This is a genomic window from Enterobacter genomosp. S (genome assembly GCF_001631805.1).
Taxonomy (GTDB): Bacteria; Pseudomonadota; Gammaproteobacteria; order Enterobacterales; family Enterobacteriaceae; genus Enterobacter; species Enterobacter quasihormaechei.
Genome location: NZ_LVVA01000018.1, coordinates 44,891 through 69,712, shown reverse-complemented (window position 1 = coordinate 69,712; position 24,822 = coordinate 44,891). Strand labels below are relative to the sequence as shown.

Below are 24,822 nucleotides of genomic sequence, written 5' to 3'. Positions count from 1 at the left end.
GGAACAATGATTTTAGGTAATCGATTAACCACAATTAAAAAATGGCTAATCGACAGTGACGCGGATTACCAGCGGGCCGGTTTTTCCGCGTTAAGGTTTTGCAGAACGGTCTTCAGCGAGGTGCCGTCAGGGAAGGTGAGCGCGGGGGCGATTTCAAACAGCGGCCAGAGCATAAAGCCACGGTTTTTCATGTCGTAATGCGGAACGGTTAGGCGTTCGGTGTTAATCACCTCAAGGCCGAAAAGCATCATATCCAGGTCGAGCGTGCGCGGCCCCCAGCGTTCGGCTTTGCGGACGCGACCCTGCTGTAGCTCAATGCGCTGGGTGTTATCCAGCAGCGTTTCAGGATCAAGGGCCGTTTCCAGCGCCACGGCGGCGTTCAGATAGTCAGGCTGATCCTGCGGGCCAAGCGGCGGCGTACGGTAAAACGAAGAGACCGCAACGATACGGCTTTGCGGGATCTGCCCCAGCGCCTGCACGGCAGCGTTAACCTGCTCCAGCGGAGAGGCCAGATTGCTGCCGATGGCGATATACGCGAGGGTCACGCCGTGCCTTCACGACGCGGTGCGCGCTTGCGCGGACGACGGTGACGGCGGCGCGGTGCCGGCTCATCATCCAGATCCGTAAGCATATCTTTCTGCTCCGGTGGCGCAGAAACCTGAAACTCGCCCCACCACTGCGCCAGGCGCTGTAGCTCCGGGTTCCTTTCCACTTCTGCACGCAGAGAGAGCAGGTCGAACGCGGCACGGAACTTCGGATGCTCCATCAGCTTCCAGGCGCGTTTACCCTGACGTCGAGACATGCGCAGCTGAAGTTGCCAGATATCACGCACCAGCGTGGTAATACGTTTCGGGATCGCCAGCGTGCGACAGCCTTCGTCCAGCACGTCGTTTGCCGCCAGCGCGAACGCATCATAATAGGCGAGACCGCTCTCCTGAGTGATACGCTGTGCCGTTTCCAGCAGCGGATACCAGAACATGGCCGCGAACAGGAATGCCGGGTTAACGCGCATATCATTATGAATGCGGGTGTCAGTGTTCTTCAGCACCTGCGCAATCATCCGTTCCATTGCGCTGTCACCGTTTTCGGTGAAGTAGCGGGTAATGGTCGGGAACAGCGGCTGGAACAGGTTGTATTCACGCAGCAGATTGTAAGTTTCAAACCCGTAGCCTGCCTGGAGCAACTTTAATGACTCTTCGAACAGACGGGCAGGGGGCACGTCGTTAATCAGCGTTGCCAGGCGTGGAATAGGTTCTGCGGTTTCCGGGCTGATACGCATATTCAGCTTGGCGGCGAAACGCACGGCGCGCAGCATTCGGACCGGATCTTCGCGATAGCGCGTTTCTGGCGTGCCGATCAGACGAATCAGGCCGTCTTTCAGGTCCTGCATGCCGCCGACGTAGTCACGCACGGTGAAATCCGCCACGCTGTAGTAAAGGCTGTTGATGGTGAAATCGCGACGCTGCGCATCTTCTTCAATAGATCCGAATATGTTGTCGCGCAGCAGCATGCCGTTTTGACCGCGCTGGGAAGTGGTGCGATCGTTGACGCCCGCTTCGTGGTGACCGCGGAAGGTCGCCACTTCAATAATTTCCGGGCCAAACATCACGTGCGCCAGACGGAAACGGCGGCCAACCAGACGGCAGTTGCGGAATAATTTACGCACCTGCTCAGGCGTGGCGCTGGTCGTCACGTCGAAATCTTTTGGTTTTTTGCCCAGCAGTAAATCGCGAACCCCGCCGCCGACGAGATAGGCCTCGTAGCCTGCTTTATTCAGACGATAGAGCACCTTGAGGGCATTTTCACTGATATCTTTGCGGGAAATGTTGTGCTGCTCACGCGGAACGACCGACATGTGTGGCTGTGCATTAGCGTCGTTCGCCATGCTCTCTTCGCGGCTCAGCACTTTACGGCAAAAATTAGCGACTCGGGTAAAAATAGTACACCTCGTAGTGTGTTTTGTTATCAAAAAAGCGGCTAATCATAGCTCAGCGCAACGCATTTGAGAATGCTGGATTTTTGGCACGGCCATTAGCGTCCAGCCAGCAACCGCTCTTTTCAGCAATTCATCCAGACTCAGATCCTGCCATTCCTGCGTTACATTCTGGTTGAGAAATCGTAGCGCGTCGATCAAAACCGGGCGCGGATCGCCGTCAGGCAGCGCCGGGGCATGGTTCTGTTTTGACAGCTTATTCCCCTGTTCATTGACCGCCAGCGGCAGATGAATGTAATCCGGCACCGTCCAGCCAAACTGCTGGTAAAGCGATATCTGCCGCACGGTAGGTTCCACGAGATCCGCCCCACGCACGATTTCCGTGACGCCCTGAAAATGGTCATCGACCACGACCGCCAGATTATAGGCAAACAGACCATCACGACGGTGAATAATAAAATCCTCACGCGCCAGGCGCTCATCGGCCTGAAGGGTGCCTGAGAGCACGTCGGTAAACTGCGTCACCGGAGAGCGCTGTATCAACCGTACGGCGGCATTTTCAGGACCGTTGTGCAGCGTACGGCAGTGGCCGTCGTAAACGCCACCCACGCTCTGAATACGCGCGCGCGTGCAGGTGCAGTTATAGGAAAGACCCTGTTCAGCAAGCCATGCCAGGCGTTCACGGTAGGCATCATGGCGTTGCGACTGCCAGAGCACTTCGCCGTCCCAGTGAAGACCGTAATGTTCCAGCTGACGCAGAATGGTTTCTGCTGCACCGGGAACTTCACGCGGAGGATCGATATCTTCAATGCGGACCAGCCATTTACCCTGACGGGCGCGAGCCTGTAGGTAGCTGCCGAGCGCGGCAATTAATGAGCCGAAGTGTAATTCACCGGAGGGAGATGGCGCAAAGCGCCCAATATAGTGAGATTCAGACATATCAACGGTAACAAGGCGGGAGAGACTCCCGCCTTTGCAGTAGTGAGAGGGCAGGCGTTAACCGGCCATCTGTTTTTCGCGGATTTCTGCCAGCGTTTTACAGTCGATGCACAGATCGGCTGTTGGACGCGCTTCCAGGCGACGAATACCGATTTCAACACCGCAGGATTCGCAGTAGCCAAAATCTTCGTCCTCGACCTTCTTCAGCGTTTTTTCGATCTTTTTGATCAGTTTGCGCTCGCGGTCACGGTTACGCAGTTCGAGGCTGAACTCTTCTTCCTGAGCGGCACGGTCGACCGGATCCGGGAAGTTAGCAGCTTCATCCTGCATATGTGTAACGGTGCGATCGACTTCATCCCTGAGTTGATTACGCCATGCTTCAAGAATACGCTTGAAGTGCGACAGCTGGGCTTCGTTCATATACTCTTCGCCCGGCTTCTCTTGATACGGCTCCACCCCAGCGATGGCGAGAATACTCAGGGACGATGTTTTACGGTTTTGCCCTTCTTGCATGTTGCTTCTCCTTAACACGCACTATCGATCCCCATGTTGGGGGAAAAATCAGGTCGCTATAAATAGCAGATGCTTTTCCGTATGGCAATTATCTAAACGTAACACTTGACAACCCTGTGAGGAAAAGCGTATTTGCGCACGCGGCCAGAACACTTATTAGTCAATCGTCTAATCCCTTATAAGACAATGGGAAGAGAGGATCTCAGAGTCATATTATCGGCAGAAAGTTCCGCTTTATAAGCCAAAATCTCTACCCCCTGCTTTTGTGCCTCATTCAACAATTGCGCGTATTTAGGATCAATATGACGGGCCGGGGAAAACCGTTCAATGGCTGAATGCAGAACCGCAAACAGCAACACGGCGCGCTTGCCCGCCGCCGCCACACTCATTAGCTCTCGCAGATGCTTCTGGCCACGTAGCGTTACCGCATCCGGAAAGAAGCCGTTTTCCTGTTCTGCTAACGTCACTGATTTCACTTCAATATAGCACTCAGGCCGGTCTTCCGCCTGGAGCATAAAATCAATTCTGCTGCCTTCATCGCCATATTTCACTTCGCTTTTTTGCGTGCCGTAACCCACAAGTTCAGGAAGGGTTCCATGGGTCAGGGATTCCTTAACCAGCTGATTGGCGCGCAGGGTATTAACACAAATAAATGCCCCGTTTTGCGTTTCGGTCATTTCCCAGGTATGGGGATATTTGCGTTTAGTATTTTCTGAAGTGGAATACCAGACCGTATCACCCGGCGTGGCGCAACCGGTCATGGCGCCGGTGTTAGGGCAGTGCAGCGTGAGCGTTTCGCCCTCAGGCGTGATTACGTCAGCGAGAAAGCGTTTGTAACGCTGGAGCAGCGTGGCGGGCTGGAGTGCAGGGCTAAACTTCATCAGGATTCCTTAGCGTGTCGCCCAGCGTCCAGCGCTGGAGCGGAGTATAGCGGGTGCGTCCTTGTACAAAGGCAGATTCGTAAAGCGCAAATTCCTTCACCTCAAAGGACCAGTGAAAGCCCGGTGGCGGGATGGCAACGGCCTGACCCGCATCGCGCAGCAGGGTAATGTGGGGATGAAACGGCTGCGGGCTCTGGTAACAGCCGCTGCGCGCGGCCTGCGCCCGCAGCATGCTGGCGAGCTGGAGCAGCCCGCGAGGGGGCTGACGCGTCCCCAGCCAGACCACCCGAGAGCGCAGCCATTGCCCGGCATCGTCAAGATGCAGCGTAAACCCCGGCTGGGAAATGCGTCCGGCCAGTGCGCTTAAGGCGCGCTGCTTTTCAGCGCTTACATCGCCGAGAAACGCTAACGTCAGGTGCATATTGGCGGCGGCGACAGGGCGGCCCGCTTCTGCCGGGAAGTGGCTGGCGCGCCAGCGAACAATTTGCCGTTGAAGCGAGGCGGGTAATTCAATGGCGAAGAACAGCCGTTTTGACTCAGACATGCGCAAGACTCGGTAATGATATGCGCCGATGCTACAATGTACGCCGATTAATGTTAACCCTCTGGAGCCGTAAGTGTCTTCTTTGCCCGTTGCCGTTGTCCTTCCTGAGCTTCTTGCCGCCTTAGAACATGCGCCACAGGTTTTGCTCAGCGCGCCCACGGGAGCGGGTAAATCCACCTGGCTGCCCCTGCAAATCCTGCGTGATGGGAACATCAGCGGGAAAATTATCCTGCTGGAGCCGCGCAGGCTGGCCGCGCGCAACGTGGCGCAGCGCCTCGCGGAACTGCTGAATGAAAAACCGGGCGAGACGGTAGGGTACAGGATGCGCGCCGAAACCTGCGTTGGCGCGTCCACGCGGCTGGAGGTGGTCACCGAAGGCATTCTCACCCGCATGCTGCAAAACGATCCGGAGCTGACCGGCGTCGGGCTGGTGATCCTTGATGAATTTCACGAGCGCAGCCTACAGGCCGATCTGGCCCTTGCGCTGCTGCTTGACGTACAGCAGGGGCTGCGCGACGACCTTCGCCTGCTGATTATGTCGGCGACGCTGGATAACGAGCGGCTCCGGCAGACGCTCCCAGACGCGCCGATGATTGCCTCCGAAGGACGAGCCTTTCCGGTTGAGCGCCGCTATCAGCCGCTGCCTGCGCATCAGCGCGTTGACGAAGCCGTTGCCATCGCCACCGCCGAACTGCTCCGCCAGGAGCCCGGCTCGCTGCTGCTGTTTTTACCCGGCGTAGGTGAAATCCAGCGCGTACAGGAGCAGCTGACGTCACGGGTGAGCAGCGATGTCGCGCTTTGTCCGCTGTATGGCGCCCTGTCGTTAAGCGACCAGCGCAAAGCGATCCTTCCCGCCCCGGCGGGGCAGCGCAAAGTGGTGCTGGCGACCAATATTGCCGAAACCAGTTTGACCATCGAAGGCATTCGCCTTGTGGTGGACAGTACGCAGGAGAGGGTCGCCAGCTTTGATCCGCGCACCGGGCTGACCAGGCTGCTGACGCAGCGCATTAGCCAGGCCTCGATGGTGCAGCGCGCTGGGCGAGCCGGGCGTCTTGAGCCGGGTATTTGTCTGCATTTAACCAGCGCCGAGCAGGCGGAGCGTGCGGCACTACAAAGCACGCCTGAAATTTTACAAAGCGATCTCTCCGGGCTGGTGATGGATCTGATGCAGTGGGGCTGCCCGGATCCTGACCAGCTCACCTGGCTTAATCCTCCGCCTGTCGTGAACCTCACCGCCGCGCGCAGCCTGCTGACCCAGCTTGGTGCGCTGGAAGGCGAGCGACTGACGGCGCGCGGCCAGAAAATGGCGGCGCTGGGCAACGATCCGCGACTGGCGGCGATGCTGGTGGCCGCGCAGGGCGAAGATGAAATTGCCACGGCGGCAAAACTGGCGGCTATTCTTGAGGAGCCGCCGCGCGGCGGCAGCAGCGATCTGGGACAGGCCTTTTCACGCAATCAGGGAAACTGGCAGCAGCGGGCACAGCAGCTATGTCATCGTCTGAAGAGCCGGGGAGGATCGCCTGACAGCGATAAAATGACTTCTCTGCTGGCACAGGCTTTTCCGGACAGGATTGCGCGCCGCCGCGGACTTGACGGCCGCTATCAGCTGGCAAACGGGATGGGCGCGATGCTCGACAGCGATGATGCCCTGACGCGTCATGAGTGGCTCATTGCCCCTCTGCTGCTACAGGGCAGCCATTCCCCGGATGCGCGCATCTCGCAGGCGATTGCGGTGGATATTGACGCCCTGACGCGTGCCTGCCCGCAGCTGCTTCAGCAATCTGATATCGTCGAATGGGATGATGCCCAGGGTACGCTGAAGGCGTTCCGTCGTAGTCAGATTGGTAAACTGACGCTCGGGACGACACCGCTGGCGAAGCCGTCGGAAGAAGAGTTACACCAGGCGATGCTGAACGGCATTCGGGAAAAAGGGCTGAGCGTTCTGAACTGGACACCGGAGGCGGAGCAGTACCGTATTCGTCTGCACTGCGCCGCGAAATGGCTGCCGGCATACGGCTGGCCAGCGGTGGATGACGATACCCTGCTCGCGACGCTTGAACAGTGGCTACTGCCGCAGATGAACGGTGTGCACTCGCTGCGCGCCCTTAAGGCGCTTGATGTTAAGGCAGCGTTACAGAATTTACTGGACTGGTCGTTACGTCAACGTCTGGATAGTGAACTGCCTGGGCATTACACTGTGCCAACCGGGAGCCGGATTGCTATTCGTTATCATGAGGATAATCCTCCGGCGCTGGCGGTTCGGATGCAGGAGATGTTTGGTGAGGCCACCACGCCGTCGATCGCTGAAGGGCGCGTACCGTTGGTGCTTGAGCTGCTTTCGCCCGCGCATCGTCCCTTGCAGATCACCCGCGATCTGGGCGCGTTCTGGGCGGGGAGCTATCGTGACGTGCAGAAAGAGATGAAAGGGCGGTACCCCAAACACGTCTGGCCGGACGATCCGGCGAATACCGCGCCGACGCGGCGCACGAAGAAATATTCGTGATGGGGAAAGTGCGGCTTGATGCCCTCACCCCCGGCCCTCTCCCACGGGGAGAGGGAGAAAACACTAAAGACTTTCCTGTCAGGAAAGTCTTGCATATTTATTTTGAGAGATTTCTTCTTTCACTGACCTGTGCAAGATAAGAAAATCTGGCCTTTGCGCCTGAATGTTGCGGAGAAAAAGCATGGCGGGGAATGACCGCGAGCCAATAGGACGTAAGGGAAAGCCAGCGCGTCCGGCGAAAGAAAAGGTAAGCCGTCGTCGCCTCAGAGATGAGGAGTATGACGATGACTATGAAGACGATTATGAGGATGAAGAACCGATGCCGCGTAAAGGGAAAGGCAAAGGGCGTAAGCCTCGTGGGAAGCGCGGCTGGTTCTGGCTGCTGCTGAAGCTGTTCATTGTTTTTGTTGTTCTGATCGCGATTTACGGCGTGTATCTGGATCAGAAGATCCGCAGCCGTATCGACGGGAAAGTCTGGCAATTGCCGGCGGCAGTGTATGGTCGCATGGTGAACCTTGAGCCGGACATGTCCATCAGCAAAAACGAAATGGTGAAACTGCTGCAAGCTACGCAGTATCGTCAGGTCACGAAAATGACCCGTCCGGGCGAATTTACCGTCCAGGCGAAAAGCATTGAGATGATCCGCCGTCCGTTCGACTTCCCGGACAGCAAAGAGGGCCAGGTGCGCGCGCGTCTGACCTTTGACGGCGATCGCCTGGAAACTATTGAGAACATGGATAACGACCGCCAGTTCGGTTTCTTCCGTCTCGATCCGCGCCTGATCACCATGCTGTCGTCCGCAAACGGCGAACAGCGCCTGTTCGTGGCGCGTAACGGCTTCCCGGATCTGCTGGTGGATACCTTGCTGGCAACCGAAGACCGTCACTTCTACGAGCACGACGGTATTAGCCTCTACTCCATTGGCCGTGCGGTGCTGGCGAACCTGACCGCCGGGCGTACGGTGCAGGGGGCGAGTACGCTTACCCAGCAGCTGGTGAAAAACCTGTTCCTCTCCAGCGAGCGCTCTTACTGGCGTAAAGCCAACGAAGCGTACATGGCCGTGCTGATGGATGCGCGCTACAGCAAGGATCGTATCCTTGAGCTGTACATGAACGAGGTGTACCTCGGCCAGAGCGGCGATAACGAAATCCGCGGCTTCCCGCTGGCGAGCCTGTACTACTTTGGCCGTCCGGTGGAAGAGCTGAGCCTCGATCAGCAGGCGCTGCTGGTGGGCATGGTAAAAGGGGCGTCAATCTATAACCCGTGGCGTAACCCGAAACTGGCGCTGGAGCGTCGTAATCTGGTGCTGCGTCTGCTGCAACAGCAGCAGGTGATTGACCAGGAGCTGTACGACATGCTGAGCGCGCGTCCGCTGGGCGTTCAGCCGCGCGGTGGCGTGATCTCCCCGCAGCCTGCCTTTATGCAGATGGTGCGTCAGGAGCTGCAATCTAAGCTTGGGGATAAAGTAAAAGATCTCTCCGGAGTGAAGATCTTTACCACCTTTGACTCCGTGGCGCAGGATGCGGCAGAAAAAGCAGCGGTTGAAGGTATTCCGGTTCTGAAGAAGCAGCGTAAGCTGAGCGATCTGGAAACCGCGATGGTGGTGGTTGATCGCAACACCGGCGAAGTTCGCGCCATGGTGGGCGGCGCCGAGCCGCAGTATGCGGGCTATAACCGTGCGATGCAGGCGCGTCGTTCGATTGGTTCTCTGGCAAAACCGGCGACCTATCTGACCGCGCTGAGCCAGCCGAACCTCTATCGCCTGAACACCTGGATTGCCGATGCGCCCATCTCCCTGCGCCAGCCTAACGGCCAGGTATGGTCTCCGCAGAACGACGATAAGCAGTTCAGCGGTCAGGTGATGCTGGTGGATGCGTTAACCCGCTCAATGAACGTGCCGACGGTTAACCTCGGCATGGCGTTGGGCCTGCCGGCCATCACCGATACCTGGCAGAAGCTGGGTGTGCCGAAAGATCAGCTGCACCCTGTTCCGGCCATGATCCTGGGTGCGCTTAACCTGACGCCAATCGAAGTGGCCCAGGCGTTCCAGACCATCGCCAGCGGCGGTAATCGTGCTCCGCTTTCCGCCCTGCGTTCGGTGATAGCGGAAGATGGCTCCGTGCTGTATCAAAGCTTCCCGCAGGCTGAGCGTGCGGTTCCCGCGCAGGCAGCCTATATGACGTTATGGACGATGCAGCAGGTTGTTCAGCGCGGTACCGGGCGTCAGCTGGGGGCGAAGTATCCGGGTCTGCATCTGGCAGGTAAAACCGGGACCACCAACAACAACGTTGATACCTGGTTTGCCGGTATTGACGGCCGTGAAGTGGTGATCACCTGGGTGGGTCGCGACAACAACCAGCCGACCAAACTGTATGGTGCAAGCGGTGCAATGTCGATTTACCAGCGCTATCTGGCAAATCAGTCTCCGGTGCCGCTGAACCTCGTTGCGCCGGAAGATATCGTCGATATGGGCGTGGACAGCTCAGGTAACTTCATCTGCGGCGGCGGCGTGCGTTCGCTGCCGGTCTGGACGACCAATCCGGATGCGCTGTGCCAGCAAAGCCAGCCTGAGCAGCCAACGGGCAATCCGTTTGACCAGTCTTCTCAGCCTCAACAGCCGCAGCAGCAACAGCCGCAGCAGCAGGACGAGAAGAAAGACAGCGACGGCGTCGCCGGCTGGATCAAGGACATGTTCGGCGGAAATTAATTAATTCCCTGAATTTAAAAGCCGCTTTCTCGTAAAGCGGCTTTTTTTATTTCCCTCCGTTGCTTTATTATAATTATTAAATACTGATTGTAGAATTATTAATCTTATAGACTGGTTTTATAAATCAGGGGGTTATAATAATCGTGACCGATTTTACCCTTTTGCACGCTGGACATGATAAAGAATAATCTGATGTAATCCCGCCATGAAATTCATCATTCGTCAGGACATTCTTATTTGGATGGGGTGGAAAATGAATGATGTCTCGCTTTACCTGACATTCTGATGCAAATTCGCTTTGCCGGGAATGGATACCTTCATCAGCAAATATAAGGATATTGTTATGCGTAAATATATTATTACTTCTTTACTGGGCGGAAGCATTTTGGCTGCGCTGTCGCTTCCGGTTTTAGCATCGAATGATTCCGGCACGGTGAACTTTGCCGGGAAAATTGTTGCGGATACCTGCGAAATTAACGTTGATGGCACCGGTACGAATGCATCGACCGTAACGTTTGCCGATACCTATCCTTCGGATTATAGCGGCGACGGCTCGGTGGGAACGTCAAAAGCGTTCAAAATTGAGGTGAAGAAATGTGACCCGCTGGTCGCAAAACTGAACCTGAAGTTCAGCGGCTCCACCACGGACGCCGCCTACAAACGTCTTCAGAACGATCTGACCGGTGATGGTAATGCCACCAACGTCGGTATTATCGTCAGCAATGAGAATGGCACGAAAGGGGACGTGATTTTTGACGGATCTACCCCTGACGCGGGCACTGACGTTGCGAACGATGCGACGGGACAGGCTGCTTCCGTCTTTAACTACACCGCGAAGGTTATTCAGGTTGGAGAAGATGCGCCAACGGCGGGTCATTATGCCTCCTCTGCCACGTTCGAGGTTGTTTATCGCTAAAAAAATCGGGCAGCCTGAAAAGGCTGCCTTCTGGAACGCAGGATGAAACATTTAATTAAAGTGTTATGCGGCTGCCTGGTTATTTCCTGCTGTACAGTGCAGGCCAGCGTGGTTCTCGGTGGAACGCGAATCGTTTATCCATCGAATAAGTCTGAAGTGCAAATTGCCCTCAAAAATAAAGATCCTCATACGCGTTATCTGGTACAGAGCTGGGTGAGCTATCCCGATAATGCGAAAGCCCCCTTTGTTATCACGCCTCCCGTGTATAAATTACAGGAAAATCGCCAGACGCTTTTACATATTATTTTTACCGGCGATAAAAAAAGCCTGCCTGCGGATCGGGAGTCGCTATTTCTGGCTAACGTTAAATCCGTTTCGGCCTTATCACCGGAATTAAAAGATAAGAATACCCTTCAGTTTGCGATGAAAACGCGTCTGAAGCTGTTCTGGCGCCCTGCGCAGCTGAAAGAAACGGACGCGCTGCACGCCTTTGAAAAAATCACGTTTCGCCGTCAGGGTGACACTCTGATTGCAAAAAATTCCACGCCTTTTTACGTCTCATTTGGCGAGCTGGCCGTTGGCGGCAAAAGCGTGCCGGTGGTGGATAACAAAGCCACGCCGGGAGCGATTTCCATGATGGTTGCGCCATTCAGCGAGCAGCGTTTCGCCCTGCCCGGTTCGGCAAAAGGTGCCGTGACGTGGACGGCAATCAACGATTTCGGCGCGCAAACCCCTCAACGCAGTCAGGCACTGTAAACCGATCATGCTGGTATCGTATGTCATCATCGTCACGGCTCGAACAGGTTCTGAAGGGGATCGCGCTGGCATTGCTGGCCGCAATCCAGCCTGCCGCGGCTGATGACGACTTCAATCTGCGGATTCTGGAGCTGGATACGCCGCTTGAAAATACCGCGACGCTGAAAAACTTCATCAATGATAACGGCCTGCTGCCCGGCAGTTATCAGACCACGATCCTCTGGGACGGGGATGTTCTGGATAAGCGCCCCGTAACGTATGTTCTCTCGGCGGACAAACAGCGCCTGCTGCCTGAGCTGACCAAAGCCGAGCTGCGCGCGCTGGGGGTAAAGGTGGATGTCATTGCCGATATGGCCGGGCTGGACGACGCGGCGCACATCGACGATATCTCCCGTTTTATAAAAAATGCCCGCTACGAATTTAATCAGGATAATCAAACGCTGACGCTGGTTATCCCCCAGATGTACCGCGATCGGGCGACGGCGGGGGCCATCAGCCCTAAGCTGTGGGATGACGGTGCTCCGGCGGCCTGGACCAGCTACCAGCTTAGCGGTTCGCAGCAGCGCTATAGCGGGGGCAAAACCTCGTCAACCTGGCTGGGCCTGGACTCCGGTATTAACGTGGGCGCATGGCGCCTGCGCAATAACAGTACCTGGAGCGATACCGCCGGCTGGGATGCTATCGCCACCACGCTACAGCGCGACGTTAAACCCCTGCAAAGCCAGATGGAGATTGGCCAGACCTATACCAACGGTGAACTTTTCGACAGTATTCAAATGACCGGGGTGAAGCTCGAGACTGACACGTCCATGCTTCCCACCGGCCAGCAGGGTTTTGCTCCGGTCGTGCGCGGCATTGCGAACAGCGACGCGAAGGTCACCGTGAAACAAAACGGCTACACGATTTACCAGAGCAACGTCTCGCCGGGGCCGTTCGCGATCCGTGATTTGAGCCAGGTGGCGTCGGGCGCCGATCTGGAAGTGACCGTCGAAGAGGCGGATGGCAGCGAGCACAGCTTTATCCAGGCCAGCGCGTCGGTGCCGGTGCTCCAGCGCGAAGGAAACCTGAAATATTCTCTGGCGATGGGGCGCTATCGCGGCAGCGAGGGCGAGGATGCGCCTGCGTTTGCCCAGGGAACGGTGATCTATGGCTTTCCGTATGGCATAACGGCCTATACCGGCGTGCTGGGCGCGTCGCTGTATCATGCGGCGCTGGTCGGGGCGGGGGCGGATTTGGGGCGCTTCGGCTCGGCATCGGTGGATGTCACGGGTGCCCGCACCGCCGTTGATGACGGTCGTGATGACGCGAGCGGATTATCCTGGCGCGCGCAATATGCGAAAGATATTCCGGATACCAACACCACCGTCACGCTTGCCAGCTACCGCTACTCCACCGCCGGTTTCTACACCTTTCAGGAGGCGATAGACCAGCGCGACGGTGAGATTGACGACGGAATTTATACCTATCGTCTGACCAACAACCGGCGGAGCCGTATGCAGCTTAACCTTTCTCAGCGCCTTTCGGACTGGGGGTCGGCTTACCTGAACACCTATCAGCAGGATTACTGGGACATGGATGGCCGCGAGCGCAGCGTCAGCGCCGGGCTGAGCTCCAGCTGGCGTGATATCTCCTGGTCATTAAGCTACAGCCTTACCCGGACGCCCGATGCGGTTGCTGACCGACAGATGGCCCTGACGCTGAATATTCCCTTCTCCCACTGGCTGCCCAACGCCTGGGCGAGCTACAGCGTCAACACCGCCAGCGGAGGTTTTGTTTCGCATCAGGTGGGGCTCGGCGGCACCGCGCTGGAGGATAATAAGCTCAGCTACAGCCTTCAGCAGACGTACGCTAATCACGATACCGGCTACGGCGGCAGCCTGTCCGGCCGCTATCGGGGAGCCTCCGGCGATCTGGGGCTGGGGTACAGCTATGGCGGCGATAACCGGCAGTGGAACTACAGCGCACAGGGCTCCGTCGTGGCGCATGAACATGGCGTGACCTTAGGGCAGCCAGTCCGCGACGCGTTCGCCGTTGTGCATATCGAGGGCGGCGACAACGTTAAGGTTCAGAACGGTCGGGGGATTTCAACCGATCGCTTTGGCAACGCCGTTGTCCCGTCGCTGACGGCCTACCGGCATAACGTCATCACGGTAAATACCCAGGATCGGGACGATATCGATATTGAGGCAGCCACGCAGGATCTTGTCCCGACGAAAGGGGCGGCGCTGGCCGCAACGTTCGACGCGCGCGTCGGGCGGCGGGCGCTGGTCACGTTGCTTCATCGGGGCAAGGCCGTGCCGTTCGGGGCTGTGCTCGCCCTGCAAAACGCGACCGCCATCGTGGGAGACGAAGGGGAAGTGTATTTAACCGGGCTGCGCGGCAGCACAGCGTTTAACGTGCAGTGGGGAGAAGAGGGGGACGCGCAGTGCCGCGGCACGCTCGACGTACCCGCCGACGGCGCGACAGGCATTTTTAAAACAACGGTAAACTGCCAATAAAATGGGTGAAACAATGCGTCTACGTTTTTCTGTCCCCTCGCTTGTCGCCTGCGCGCTGGTGCTGGGCGCGGTTGTCTTTATTCACCCGGCGAGCGCCAACTGTAGCTTCAGCGGCGGCGAGGGTAACGGCGGGGTCGTCACGTTCCAACTGCCTGCGGTCATCGCCGTCGCGCCCGACGCGCCGGTGGGCACCGTGATTTATGACGGTAGCGTTGAAAGTAATGAAATTACCGTGGATTGCGGTGGCACCGACGCCCAGATCCGCCGCGGCTATCTGTCCATCACCAGTGCCGACGCGCGCGAAGACGTCATGCCCGGCGTATACAGAACCAACGTGCCGGGAATCGGGATCCGCGCTGCCTCATCCACGGAAAAGCACCCCAGCTATACGTCAGGCGATCTCGTGCGCCCGTGGGAGTATCTGGGAACCATGCATGGTTATTCGCATCAGGTACTGGCCTTCCGCGCCGCCGCGCAGCTGCTGGTGATCGGGAATGTTGAAGAGGGGAACCTCGATACCGGACGATTAACCGCGCAGGATACGCTGGGCGGCGCGGTTATCGGCGAAATGCGCTTCTCGCCCACCAGCGTGCGCATTACGACCAATACCTGTAACCTGGTCGACCGGAATATTTACGTCCCGCTGAAGACCGTCAACACGCAGGATTTTACCGGGCAGTACACCGACGTGCTGACCGATAACAGCTTTAAAATTGAGATAAGCGAGTGTGCCGCAGGCACAAAGGTGGATTATCAGTTTACGAGCACAGGATCGACGGGCGTCACAAACGGAAATACGTTAGGTATTGCTGCCGGGGATCATGCCGCTGCGGGAGTGGGGATCCAGATTCTGGACGGCAATAATACGGTGCTGCAATTCGACCATAGCTATACGGCGATAACCAGCACGCAGGATAACGTGCCCGTGGAAATTCCGCTGAAAGCGCGCTACGTCAAAACGGGAGAGGTGAAAGCCGGCAAGGTTGATGCGGTTGCCACTTTTGAACTTTTTTATCGCTGATCGCCGCCCGCCCGCGCGGGTTTTTACGATCATTTCGCTACACTTTTTAACCCTCTCTTTTCATCTGGTTATTTCTTAAACCCTCAATTCTTGTAGGGCCGCATATCGCTTGCTATGCCGCCAGCGTTTCGCATATTATTCTGCGGTCATAATAATAATTCTCGTTTACGTTATCATTCACCTTTTTCATCAGAGATCCATCATGGCGCTTTCCAATACTGCTCAGCCAATTAATACGTCGCTGCGTAAAATCGCAGCCGTCGTAGCCACAGCGGTTGCCGGCATGTCTGCTTACGCACAGGCCGCTGAAACCCCCAAGAAAGAAGAAACCATCACCGTGACTGCCGCACCGGCTGCACAGGAAAGTGCCTGGGGTCCTGCTGCGACTATCGCCGCTCGCCAATCTGCGACCGGTACCAAAACAGACACGCCAATTCAAAAGGTTCCACAGTCTATTTCTGTGGTAACTGCCGAAGAGATGGCGCTGCATCAGCCACGTTCCGTTAAAGAAGCTCTGAGCTATACCCCGGGCGTTGCAGTAGGCACCCGTGGTGCTTCAAATACATACGACTACCTGGTTATTCGCGGATTCGCGGCCGATGGCCAGAGCCAGAACAACTACCTCGACGGTATGAAGATGCAGGGCAACTTCTATAACGACGCGGTGATTGATCCTTATATGCTGGAGCGCGCTGAAATCATGCGCGGTCCGGTTTCCGTTCTGTACGGAAAAAGCAGCCCTGGTGGCCTGTTGAACATGGTAAGTAAGCGTCCAACAACCGAGCCGCTGAAAGAGATCCAGTTTAAAGCTGGTACTGACAACCTGTTCCAGACCGGCTTTGACTTCAGCGATGCCATCGACGATGACGGCGTTTACTCCTACCGCCTGACGGGCGTTGCGCGTTCTAATAACGCACAGCAGGAAAATAAAGGCGAGCAGCGTTATGCCATCGCGCCATCTTTCTCCTGGCGCCCGGATGATAAAACCACTTTCACCTTCCTCTCCTACTTCCAGAACGAGCCTGAAACGGGCTATTACGGCTGGCTGCCAAAAGAGGGAACGGTCGATCCGCTGCCAAACGGCGATCGCCTGCCGACTGACTTCAACGAAGGCGCGAAGAACAACACCTATTCCCGTAACCAGAAAATGGTGGGATACAGCTTCGACCATGAATTCAACGATACTTTCACCGTGCGTCAGAATCTGCGCTTTGCCGAGAACAAAACCTCGCAAAACAGCGTTTACGGTTACGGCATGTGTTCCGATCCGCTCTATTCGAGTAATCCGGCATCCAGCCCTTGCGCGAGTGTTCCTCAGTCGCAATGGGGGCATACGCTGACTCGCCAGTATGTGATCGATGACGAGAAGCTGCAAAACTTCACCGTTGATACGCAGCTTCAGAGCAAGTTCGCGACGGGGGCTCTCGACCATACCCTGCTGACAGGCGTTGATTTCATGCGCATGCGTAATGACATTAACTCCTGGTTCGGCTACGCCGGCTCCGTTGCGCCATCCGATATTTACGATCTCGATCGTGGCGATTTCGATTTTGGTTCACACCCTGGACCGTCTGGCGCTTACCAGGTGCTGAACAAGCAGAAGCAGACCGGCGTTTACGCTCAGGATCAGATCGAATGGGATAAAGTGCTGGTGACACTGGGCGGCCGTTACGACTGGGCCGATCAGGAGTCCTACAACCGCGTATTAAATACCACCGCCAAGCGTGATGATACTCAGTTCACCTGGCGTGGCGGCGTTAACTACCTGTTCGACAACGGGGTAACTCCTTATTTCAGCTACAGCGAATCCTTCGAACCGGCTTCCCTGACCGATGCTCAGGGTAAACCGTTCTCGCCGTCTAAAGGCAAACAGTACGAAGCGGGCGTGAAATACGTGCCGAACGATCGTCCGATCGTGATCACCGGTGCAGTGTATCAGTTGACCAAAACCAACAACCTGATGGCTGACCCGGCGGGCTCACCCTTCTCCGTTGAGGGTGGTGAGATCCGTGCCCGTGGCGTAGAGCTGGAAGCGAAAGCGGCGCTCTCTGCAAGCGTTAACGTTGTAGGTTCTTATACCTATACCGATGCTGAGTACACCACTGACACTAACTACAAAGGCAACACGCCGGCGCAGGTACCAAAACATATGGCATCCGTGTGGGGTGATTACACGATGTTTGATGGCCCACTGTCTGGCCTGACGCTGGGTACTGGCGTGCGTTATACCGGCTCCAGTAAAGGTGACCCGGCGAATAGCTTCACTGTTGGTAGCTATACACTGGTTGATGCACTGGTCAGATACGATCTGGCGCGTGTAGGCATGGCGGGCTCAAACATCGCGCTTCACGTGAACAATCTGTTCGATCGTGAGTACGTTGCCAGCTGCTTCAACACCTACGGTTGCTTCTGGGGTGCTGAACGCCAGGTTGTCGCCACCGCGACCTTCCGCTTCTAACCTCTTTATGGGCACGGTTCGCCGTGCCCTTTTTATTTAAGTTGGCTGACATGCAGGATAATAAAACGCAATCCGACTCCACCTTCACGCTCAACAATCTCTCCTTTCGCGTACCCGGGCGTACCTTGTTGCATCCGCTCTCTTTGACCTTTCCCGCAGGTAAAGTTACCGGCTTAATCGGCCACAATGGTTCTGGTAAATCGACCCTGCTCAAGATGCTGGGCCGCCATCAGCCGCCGTCCGAGGGCGAGATTCTGCTGGATGACCATCCGCTGGCAAGCTGGAGCAGTAAAGCCTTTGCCCGCAAAGTGGCCTATCTGCCGCAGCAGCTACCGCAGGCGGAAGGGATGACGGTGCGCGAGCTGGTGGCGATTGGACGTTATCCGTGGCACGGTGCGCTCGGGCGTTTTGGCGTCGCTGACAGAGAGAAAGTGGAAGAGGCGATTGCGCTGGTCGGGCTCAAACCGCTGGCGCACCGTCTGGTGGATAGCCTGTCCGGCGGCGAGCGTCAACGTGCGTGGATCGCGATGCTGGTGGCGCAGGACAGCCGCTGCCTGCTGCTCGACGAACCTACCTCGGCGCTGGATATTGCCCATCAGGTTGACGTGCTGGCGCTGGTGCACCGCTTAAGCCAGCAGCGCGGCCTGACGGTGATTGCCGTTCTGCATGACATCAATATGGCGGCGCGCTATTGCGACTATCTGGTGGCGCTGCGCGGCGGTGAAATGATCGCTCAGGGCACGCCTGACGAGCTGATGCGCAGCGAAACGCTGGAGCATATCTACGGTATTCCAATGGGTATTCTGCCTCACCCTGCCGGGGCTGCTCCCGTGAGCTTTGTTTACTGATGCTGGATTCAACATACATTAGCCGCCGTCGCCTGCTGACGGCCATGGCGCTCTCGCCGCTGCTGTTGAAGATGGCCCCGGCCCGCGCCGCCGCTATCGATCCGCACCGCATCGTGGCGCTGGAGTGGTTACCCGTCGAGCTGATGATGGCCCTGGGTATCACGCCTTACGGCGTGGCCGACATTCCCAACTACACCCTGTGGGTGAATGAGCCAAAACTGCCGGACTCGGTCATCGATATCGGTCTGCGCACGGAGCCAAACCTTGAGCTTCTCACGCAGATGAAACCGTCTTATTTGTTCTGGTCTGCGGGGTATGGCCCGTCGGAAGAGATCATGGCGAAGATTGCGCCGGGACGAGGCTTTTCCTTTAGCGACGGTAAAAAGCCGCTGACCATGGCAAAAAATTCTATCCACGAGATGGCCCAGTTCCTCAACCGGGAGGTGGAAGCAAAACAGCATCTGGATGAGTTTGATGCGCTGATTGAGTCCCTTAAGCCGCGCTTTGCCCGCCGAGGCGATCGGCCTCTGCTGATGGTGACGCTGCTGGACGCCCGCCATATGCTGGTCTTTGGAAAAAACTGCCTGTTCCAGGAAGTGCTCGACAGCTTCGGCATTCGCAACGCCTGGGAAGGCGAGATGACGTTCTGGGGAAGCACCGCCGTGGGCATCGACCGCCTGGCGGCGTTTCGCGACGTCGACGTGCTGTGCTTTGACCACGGCAACGAGCGTGAAATGCAAACCCTGATGGCAACGCCGCTCTGGCAGGCGATGCCGTTCGTGCGCGAGCAGCGCTTCCTGCGCGCCCCTGCGGTATGGTTTTACGGCGCGACGCTGTCGGCAATGCACTTTGCCCGCGTGCTGGACAACGTGATGGGGGGCAAAGCATGAGTACGCGTATTGCCCGTTTCCCGGCGCTGCTGCTGGGGCTGATTTTTCTGGCAGCGCTGGCGCTAACCGGGTTCAACCTCTCCACGGCACTGCCGCGCGAGCAGTGGGCGGCCGCGTTTGCCGCTCCGGATATCGACAATATTCAACAGATGCTGTTCCACTACAGCCTGCTGCCGCGCCTTAGCATCTCCCTGCTGGTCGGCGCGGGGCTGGGACTGGTGGGCGTGCTGTTCCAGCAGGTGCTGCGTAACCCGCTGGCGGAGCCCACCACGCTGGGCGTGGCGACGGGTGCACAGCTGGGGATCACCATCACCACACTCTGGACGCTGCCGGGGGCATTAACCTCCCAGTTTGCCGCGCTGGCAGGCGCCTGCGTCGTGGGCGCGCTGGTCTTTGGCGTGGCCTGGGGAAAACGTCTCTCGCCGGTCACGCTGATCCTCGCCGGGCTGGTCGTTAGCCTCTACTGCGGCGCGATTAACCAGCTGCTGGTGCTGTTTCACCATGACCAGTTGCAAAGCATGTTTATGTGGAGCACCGGCACGCTCACCCAGACCGACTGGAGTATCGTCCAGCGCCTGTGGCCGCAGCTGTTTGGCGGCGTGGTGCTCACGCTGCTGCTGCTGCGCCCGCTCACGCTGATGGGGCTGGATGACGGCGTGGCGCGCAACCTGGGGCTGGCGCTGTCGCTGGCACGGCTGGCGGCCCTGACGCTGGCGATTGTGCTGAGCGCGCTGCTGGTTAACGCCGTCGGCATCATCGGGTTTATCGGCCTGTTTGCGCCGCTGCTGGCGAAAATGCTCGGCGCGCGCCGTCTTCTGGCGCGCCTGATGCTGGCGCCGCTGATTGGCGCGTTGATCCTCTGGCTTTCCGATCAGCTCATTCTCTGGCTGGCGCGCGTCTGGATGGAGGTCTCCACGGGGTCGGTAACTGCCCTTATCGGCGCGCCGCTGCTGCTCTGGCTGCTGCCGCGCTTGCGCAGCATTAGCGCGCCGGCGATGGACGCCGGGGATAAGGTTTTGGCAGAACGTCAGTCGATAGTGTGGTTCAGCCTTGCCGGGCTGGCGGTACTGGCGATCGCCTCGTTCGCCGCGCTCTCGCTGGGGCGCGATGCTACCGGCTGGCACTGGGCTACCGGTGATTTGCTGAGTGAACTTATGCAGTGGCGCTGGCCGCGGATCTTCTCCGCGCTGATTGCGGGCGTGATGCTGGCGGTGGCGGGCTGTATTATCCAGCGTCTGACCGGCAACCCGATGGCAAGCCCTGAAGTCCTGGGAATCAGCTCCGGTGCCGCGTTTGGCGTGGTGTTGATGCTGTTCCTCGTGCCGGGAAATGCGTTCGGCTGGCTGATGCCTGCCGGCAGTATCGGTGCGGCGGCGACGCTGATGATTATCCTGATCGCCTCCGGGCGGGGCGGATTCTCGCCTCATCGTATGCTGCTGGCCGGGATGGCGCTCAGCACCGCGTTTACCATGCTGCTGATGATGTTGCAGGCGAGCGGCGATCCGCGCATGGCGCAGATCCTGACCTGGATTTCCGGTTCAACGTACAACGCCACAGGCAGCCAGGTGGTGCATACCGGGATCGTGATGGTCGTGCTGCTGGCGATAGTGCCGCTGTGCCGTCGCTGGATGACCATTCTGCCGCTGGGCGGTGACACCGCGCGCGCGGTCGGGCTGGCGCTGACGCCAACGCGTATCGCCCTGCTGCTGCTGGCCGCGTGCCTGACGGCGACGGCCACCATGACTATCGGCCCGCTCAGTTTTGTCGGATTAATGGCACCGCACATCGCCCGTATGATGGGCTTTCGCCGGACAATGCCGCATATCGTCATGTCTGCGCTGACGGGCGGGGCGATTCTGGTCTTTGCTGACTGGTGCGGAAGGATGGTGCTGTTCCCGTATCAGATCCCGGCGGGCCTGCTGTCGACCTTTATCGGCGCGCCGTACTTTATTTATCTGTTGAGAAAGCAGAGTCGGTAGTCAGGTGCGGCCTGATGCCCTCACTCCGTCCCTCTCCCACGGGGTTGAGGGATCCCCACAAAATAATGTATGCGCTGAACAGTCCCCTCGCCCCTTTGGGGAGAGGGTTAGGGTGAGGGGAACATACGGCTGTGGTGGTCATTCCGTTCACTTTATGTTCCTTGCTACTCTGTAGCGACATAACCGGTGAACGTGCCAGGGTGGCTCAGTCGCCACCACCCTGGCGACCCGGGCTCCCGGCGGTAAATCGCCGCTTCGCGGTACCCTCGGCTTATTCCTTCCGGCTTATCGGGTACGGGCGGAGGTAACGTCCCTGTAAAGCCCGCCCTCTCGGCGCATCCCTGCGCCTCGCCCCGGCCGGAAGGCAAACGCCTCAGCGATTTACAGCCGGACCAGGTCATCGCTGAAAGCCCTCCGTTATTCTGAAGGCAGCGTTATTGGTTCTGATTTCAAATTAGTGGGGAACCCCCAGCCCACGGGGAGAGGGAGAGCATCGTAGGCCGGGTAAGCGTTAGCGCCACCCGGCAATGCCCTTAAAGCTTCGCAAATGCCTTACGCGCCGCGTCGATGGTGTTATTGATATCTTCTTCGCTGTGCGCCACGGACATAAAGCCCGCTTCAAACGCTGACGGGGCAAGATACACCCCTTCTTCCAGCATCAGGTGGAAGAAGCGCTTGAACCGTTCCACGTCGCACTTCACCACGTCCTGATAGCAGGTCACGGTTTTCGCCTCGGTGAAGAAAATCCCGAACATCCCGCCAACGTGGTTCACCACCAGCGGAATACCCGCTTCTTCAGCGGCTTCCAGCAGGCCGTTCGCCAGTTGCGTCGTGCGGGCGGTCAGGGTTTCGTGGATGCCCGGCTGGGCGACTTCGGTCAGACAGGCGAAGCCCGCCGCCATCGCAATCGGGTTACCGGAGAGTGTTCCCGCCTGGTAAACCGGACCGGTTGGCGCCAGCGCGTCCATCACGTCCTTACGGCCGCCAAACGCACCGACGGGCATGCCGCCGCCGATGATTTTGCCAAGGCAGGTCAGATCCGGCTCTACGCCGTAATATGACTGCGCGCCCGCCAGCGCTACGCGGAAGCCGGTCATCACTTCGTCGATGATCAGCAGTGCGCCAAACTCATCGCACAGCGCGCGCAGGCCCGGCAGGAAATCTGGCTGCGGTGGAATGCAGTTCATGTTGCCCGCCACCGGCTCAACGATAATGCAGGCGATCTCCTGCGGATACTGCTCGAACGCCGCACGAACGGTGTTCAGATCGTTATAGGTGCAGGTCAGCGTGTGCTTCGCGAAATCAGCCGGCACGCCCGGGGAGTTCGGCTGGCCGAGGGTCAGCGCGCCGGAACCGGCTTTTACCAGCAGGCAGTCGGCGTGGCCATGATAACAGCCTTCGAACTTGATGATTTTGTCACGGCCGGTAAAACCGCGCGCCAGGCGGATAGCGCTCATGGTGGCTTCGGTACCGGAGTTCACCATACGCACCATGTCCATCGTTGGCACCAGCTCGGTGACCAGCTCCGCCATTTTGACTTCCATCTCGGTTGGCGCGCCGAAGCTCAGGCCGCGCTGAGCGGCTTCAATCACCGCGTTGCGGATCGCCGGGTGGTTATGCCCCAGCACCATCGGGCCCCAGGAGCCGACGTAATCGACATAGGCTTTGCCATCCACATCATACAGATACGCGCCGTCCGCACGTTCGATAAACAGCGGGGTGCCGCCCACGCCGGTAAAAGCGCGCACCGGAGAGTTCACGCCGCCCGGGATTAGCTCGCGGGCTGCACTGTAGAGGTTTTCAGACTTGCTCATGGCGTCGTTCCTGGTTCGTAGAAATAAGTTAAGGGGACTATTCTAAGTGATCCAGAAGAGGTTATAAAATTTTTGCCCCTCAACGGGCTTACCAATTGTTAAGTATTTTTCAGGGGACGAGGGAATTGTCTCTGGTAGAATCCTTGCGGCCTTTTGTATGACGAAACAGAACAGGTAATGAACGAGAACACGCCTTCTTTTGAACAACAACAATTTACGCGCGCGAAGCACCGGGTCAGCATCCGGCGGCTGCTCAACCGCGACAAAACCCCGTTAGCCATTCTGCTGGCAGCCGCCGTGGTGGGTACGCTGGCCGGACTGGTGGGCGTCGCGTTTGAAAAAGCCGTCAACGCGGTGCTCAACTGGCGCATCGGTACCGTTGCCAGCTTTGCGGATCGGGAATGGCTGGTCTGGGTGTTGGCATTTGGCCTTTCGGCACTGTTCGCCATGGTGGGGTATTTCCTGGTGCGTAAATTTGCGCCCGAAGCCGGCGGCTCGGGGATCCCTGAAATTGAAGGGGCGCTGGAAGAGCTGCGCCCGGTTCGCTGGTGGCGCGTGCTTCCCGTGAAATTCATCGGCGGGATGGGGACGCTCGGGGCGGGCATGGTGCTGGGTCGCGAAGGGCCAACGGTACAGCTGGGCGGCAACGTCGGGCGGATGGTCGGCGACCTGTTCCGCATGCGCAGCGCTGAAGCGCGCCATACGCTGCTGGCGACGGGGGCGGCGGCGGGGCTGTCTGCCGCGTTTAACGCGCCGTTGGCGGGTATCCTGTTCATTATCGAAGAGATGCGCGCCCAGTTCCGCTACAACCTGATCTCCATTAAAGCGGTGTTTACCGGCGTGATTATGTCGAGCATTGTCTTTCGTCTCTTTAACGGCGAAGGGGCGGTGATTGAGGTTGGCAAGCTGACCAATGCCCCGGTCAATACCCTGTGGCTGTATCTGGTTCTTGGGATGATTTTTGGCATCGTCGGCCCGCTTTTCAATACCCTGATTTTACGTGCGCAGGATATGTTTCAGCGCATCCATGGCGGAAATACCACTAAATGGGTGCTGGTGGGAGGCCTGCTTGGCGGCGTGTGCGGGATCCTCGGCTTTATCGAACCGAACGCGGCGGGCGGCGGTTTCGGGCTGATTCCCATTGCCGCGGCGGGGAATTTCAGCGTGGGGCTGCTGTTGTTTATGTTTATCTCGCGGGTGATCACGACCGTGCTGTGCTTCTCCTCTGGCGCACCGGGCGGCATCTTTGCCCCGATGCTGGCGCTGGGAACGCTGCTGGGCACGGCGTTTGGCATGGCGGCAGCGGTTGGGTTCCCGGCCTATCATCTGGACGCGGGGACGTTTGCGGTGGCGGGAATGGGGGCGCTGCTGGCGGCCTCCCTGCGCGCGCCGCTGACCGGGATCGTGCTGGTGCTGGAGATGACCGACAATTACCAGCTCATTTTGCCAATGATCATTACCTGCCTTGGCGCGACACTATTAGCCCAATTCCTGGGTGGAAAACCGCTATACTCCACCATTCTTGCCCGTACCCTGGCAAAACAGGAGGCTGAACAGGCCCTGAAGCAGAATACTTGAATGAATTACCAGGGTATTAGATAATGACAAAAAGAATTGGGTGA

General features: G+C 58.0%; 18 protein-coding genes. 11 read left to right on the top strand and 7 right to left on the bottom strand.

Going from position 1 to position 24,822, the window contains the following annotated elements; all coding sequences use genetic code 11:
- Positions 1-65 precede the first annotated feature (65 nt).
- From folK to thpR, 6 genes are all read right to left on the bottom strand, one after another.
- Positions 66-545: a 2-amino-4-hydroxy-6-hydroxymethyldihydropteridine diphosphokinase gene (gene folK, locus A3466_RS11275; RefSeq protein WP_063450618.1), complete on the bottom strand. Its 480-nt coding sequence runs from the start codon at positions 543-545 to the stop codon at positions 66-68.
- Positions 542-1,939 (bottom strand): polynucleotide adenylyltransferase PcnB, encoded by a 1,398-nt coding sequence (pcnB, locus tag A3466_RS11270; RefSeq protein ID WP_074161026.1) that lies wholly within the window; start codon positions 1,937-1,939, stop codon positions 542-544. The genes folK and pcnB overlap by 4 nt, the downstream gene beginning before the upstream one ends.
- 42 nt (positions 1,940-1,981) lie before the next feature.
- Positions 1,982-2,872, bottom strand: a complete 891-nt coding sequence (gluQRS, locus tag A3466_RS11265; RefSeq protein WP_063450616.1) for a tRNA glutamyl-Q(34) synthetase GluQRS — start codon at positions 2,870-2,872, stop codon at positions 1,982-1,984.
- A 57-nt stretch (positions 2,873-2,929) separates the two neighbouring features.
- Complete coding sequence (gene dksA, locus A3466_RS11260; protein WP_001155232.1) at positions 2,930-3,385, bottom strand: RNA polymerase-binding protein DksA; 456 nt, start codon at positions 3,383-3,385, stop codon at positions 2,930-2,932.
- 176 nt (positions 3,386-3,561) lie between these two features.
- Positions 3,562-4,266 carry a DNA/RNA nuclease SfsA gene (gene sfsA, locus A3466_RS11255; protein WP_063450615.1) on the bottom strand — a complete coding sequence of 235 codons (705 nt, stop codon included), beginning with the start codon at positions 4,264-4,266 and terminating at the stop codon, positions 3,562-3,564.
- Positions 4,256-4,810 (bottom strand): RNA 2',3'-cyclic phosphodiesterase, encoded by a 555-nt coding sequence (gene thpR / locus A3466_RS11250; protein WP_063450614.1) that lies wholly within the window; start codon positions 4,808-4,810, stop codon positions 4,256-4,258. The genes sfsA and thpR overlap by 11 nt, the downstream gene beginning before the upstream one ends.
- Positions 4,811-4,883: 73 nt before the next feature.
- On the opposite strand from thpR, the gene hrpB reads away from it, so the two are divergent.
- From hrpB to fhuB, 10 genes are all read left to right on the top strand, one after another.
- The gene (gene hrpB / locus A3466_RS11245) at positions 4,884-7,313 is read left to right on the top strand and encodes an ATP-dependent helicase HrpB (protein ID WP_063450613.1); all 2,430 of its coding nucleotides are present in this window, start codon (positions 4,884-4,886) and stop codon (positions 7,311-7,313) included.
- A gap of 181 nt (positions 7,314-7,494) precedes the next feature.
- Positions 7,495-10,020, top strand: coding sequence for a bifunctional glycosyl transferase/transpeptidase (gene mrcB, locus A3466_RS11240; protein WP_063450612.1), 2,526 nt, complete (start codon positions 7,495-7,497; stop codon positions 10,018-10,020).
- A 343-nt stretch (positions 10,021-10,363) separates the two neighbouring features.
- Positions 10,364-10,936 carry a fimbrial protein gene (locus A3466_RS11235; RefSeq protein ID WP_063450965.1) on the top strand — a complete coding sequence of 191 codons (573 nt, stop codon included), beginning with the start codon at positions 10,364-10,366 and terminating at the stop codon, positions 10,934-10,936.
- A 42-nt stretch (positions 10,937-10,978) separates the two neighbouring features.
- Positions 10,979-11,692 (top strand): fimbrial biogenesis chaperone, encoded by a 714-nt coding sequence (locus A3466_RS11230; RefSeq protein WP_063450611.1) that lies wholly within the window; start codon positions 10,979-10,981, stop codon positions 11,690-11,692.
- A gap of 20 nt (positions 11,693-11,712) precedes the next feature.
- On the top strand, positions 11,713-14,190 hold the full coding sequence (locus A3466_RS11225) for a fimbria/pilus outer membrane usher protein (protein ID WP_063450610.1): 2,478 nt from the start codon (positions 11,713-11,715) through the stop codon (positions 14,188-14,190).
- A 13-nt stretch (positions 14,191-14,203) separates the two neighbouring features.
- Positions 14,204-15,211, top strand: a complete 1,008-nt coding sequence (locus A3466_RS11220) for a fimbrial protein (RefSeq protein WP_063450964.1) — start codon at positions 14,204-14,206, stop codon at positions 15,209-15,211.
- A gap of 202 nt (positions 15,212-15,413) precedes the next feature.
- On the top strand, positions 15,414-17,669 hold the full coding sequence (gene fhuA / locus A3466_RS11215; RefSeq protein ID WP_063450609.1) for a ferrichrome porin FhuA: 2,256 nt from the start codon (positions 15,414-15,416) through the stop codon (positions 17,667-17,669).
- Positions 17,670-17,719: 50 nt separating this feature from the next.
- A complete protein-coding gene (fhuC, locus tag A3466_RS11210; protein ID WP_063450608.1) occupies positions 17,720-18,517 on the top strand; it encodes a Fe3+-hydroxamate ABC transporter ATP-binding protein FhuC in 798 nt (265 codons plus the stop codon).
- Positions 18,517-19,407: a Fe(3+)-hydroxamate ABC transporter substrate-binding protein FhuD gene (gene fhuD, locus A3466_RS11205; RefSeq protein WP_063450607.1), complete on the top strand. Its 891-nt coding sequence runs from the start codon at positions 18,517-18,519 to the stop codon at positions 19,405-19,407. Before fhuC ends, fhuD begins: the two co-directional genes overlap by 1 nt.
- Positions 19,404-21,386, top strand: coding sequence for a Fe(3+)-hydroxamate ABC transporter permease FhuB (gene fhuB / locus A3466_RS11200; RefSeq protein WP_063450606.1), 1,983 nt, complete (start codon positions 19,404-19,406; stop codon positions 21,384-21,386). Before fhuD ends, fhuB begins: the two co-directional genes overlap by 4 nt.
- Positions 21,387-21,919: 533 nt before the next feature.
- On the opposite strand, the gene hemL is transcribed toward fhuB, so the two are convergent.
- Positions 21,920-23,200 (bottom strand): glutamate-1-semialdehyde 2,1-aminomutase, encoded by a 1,281-nt coding sequence (gene hemL / locus A3466_RS11195; protein ID WP_063450605.1) that lies wholly within the window; start codon positions 23,198-23,200, stop codon positions 21,920-21,922.
- A 177-nt stretch (positions 23,201-23,377) separates the two neighbouring features.
- Between hemL and clcA the strand changes: the two genes are divergently transcribed.
- Complete coding sequence (clcA, locus tag A3466_RS11190; RefSeq protein ID WP_063450604.1) at positions 23,378-24,778, top strand: H(+)/Cl(-) exchange transporter ClcA; 1,401 nt, start codon at positions 23,378-23,380, stop codon at positions 24,776-24,778.
- Positions 24,779-24,822 lie beyond the last annotated feature (44 nt).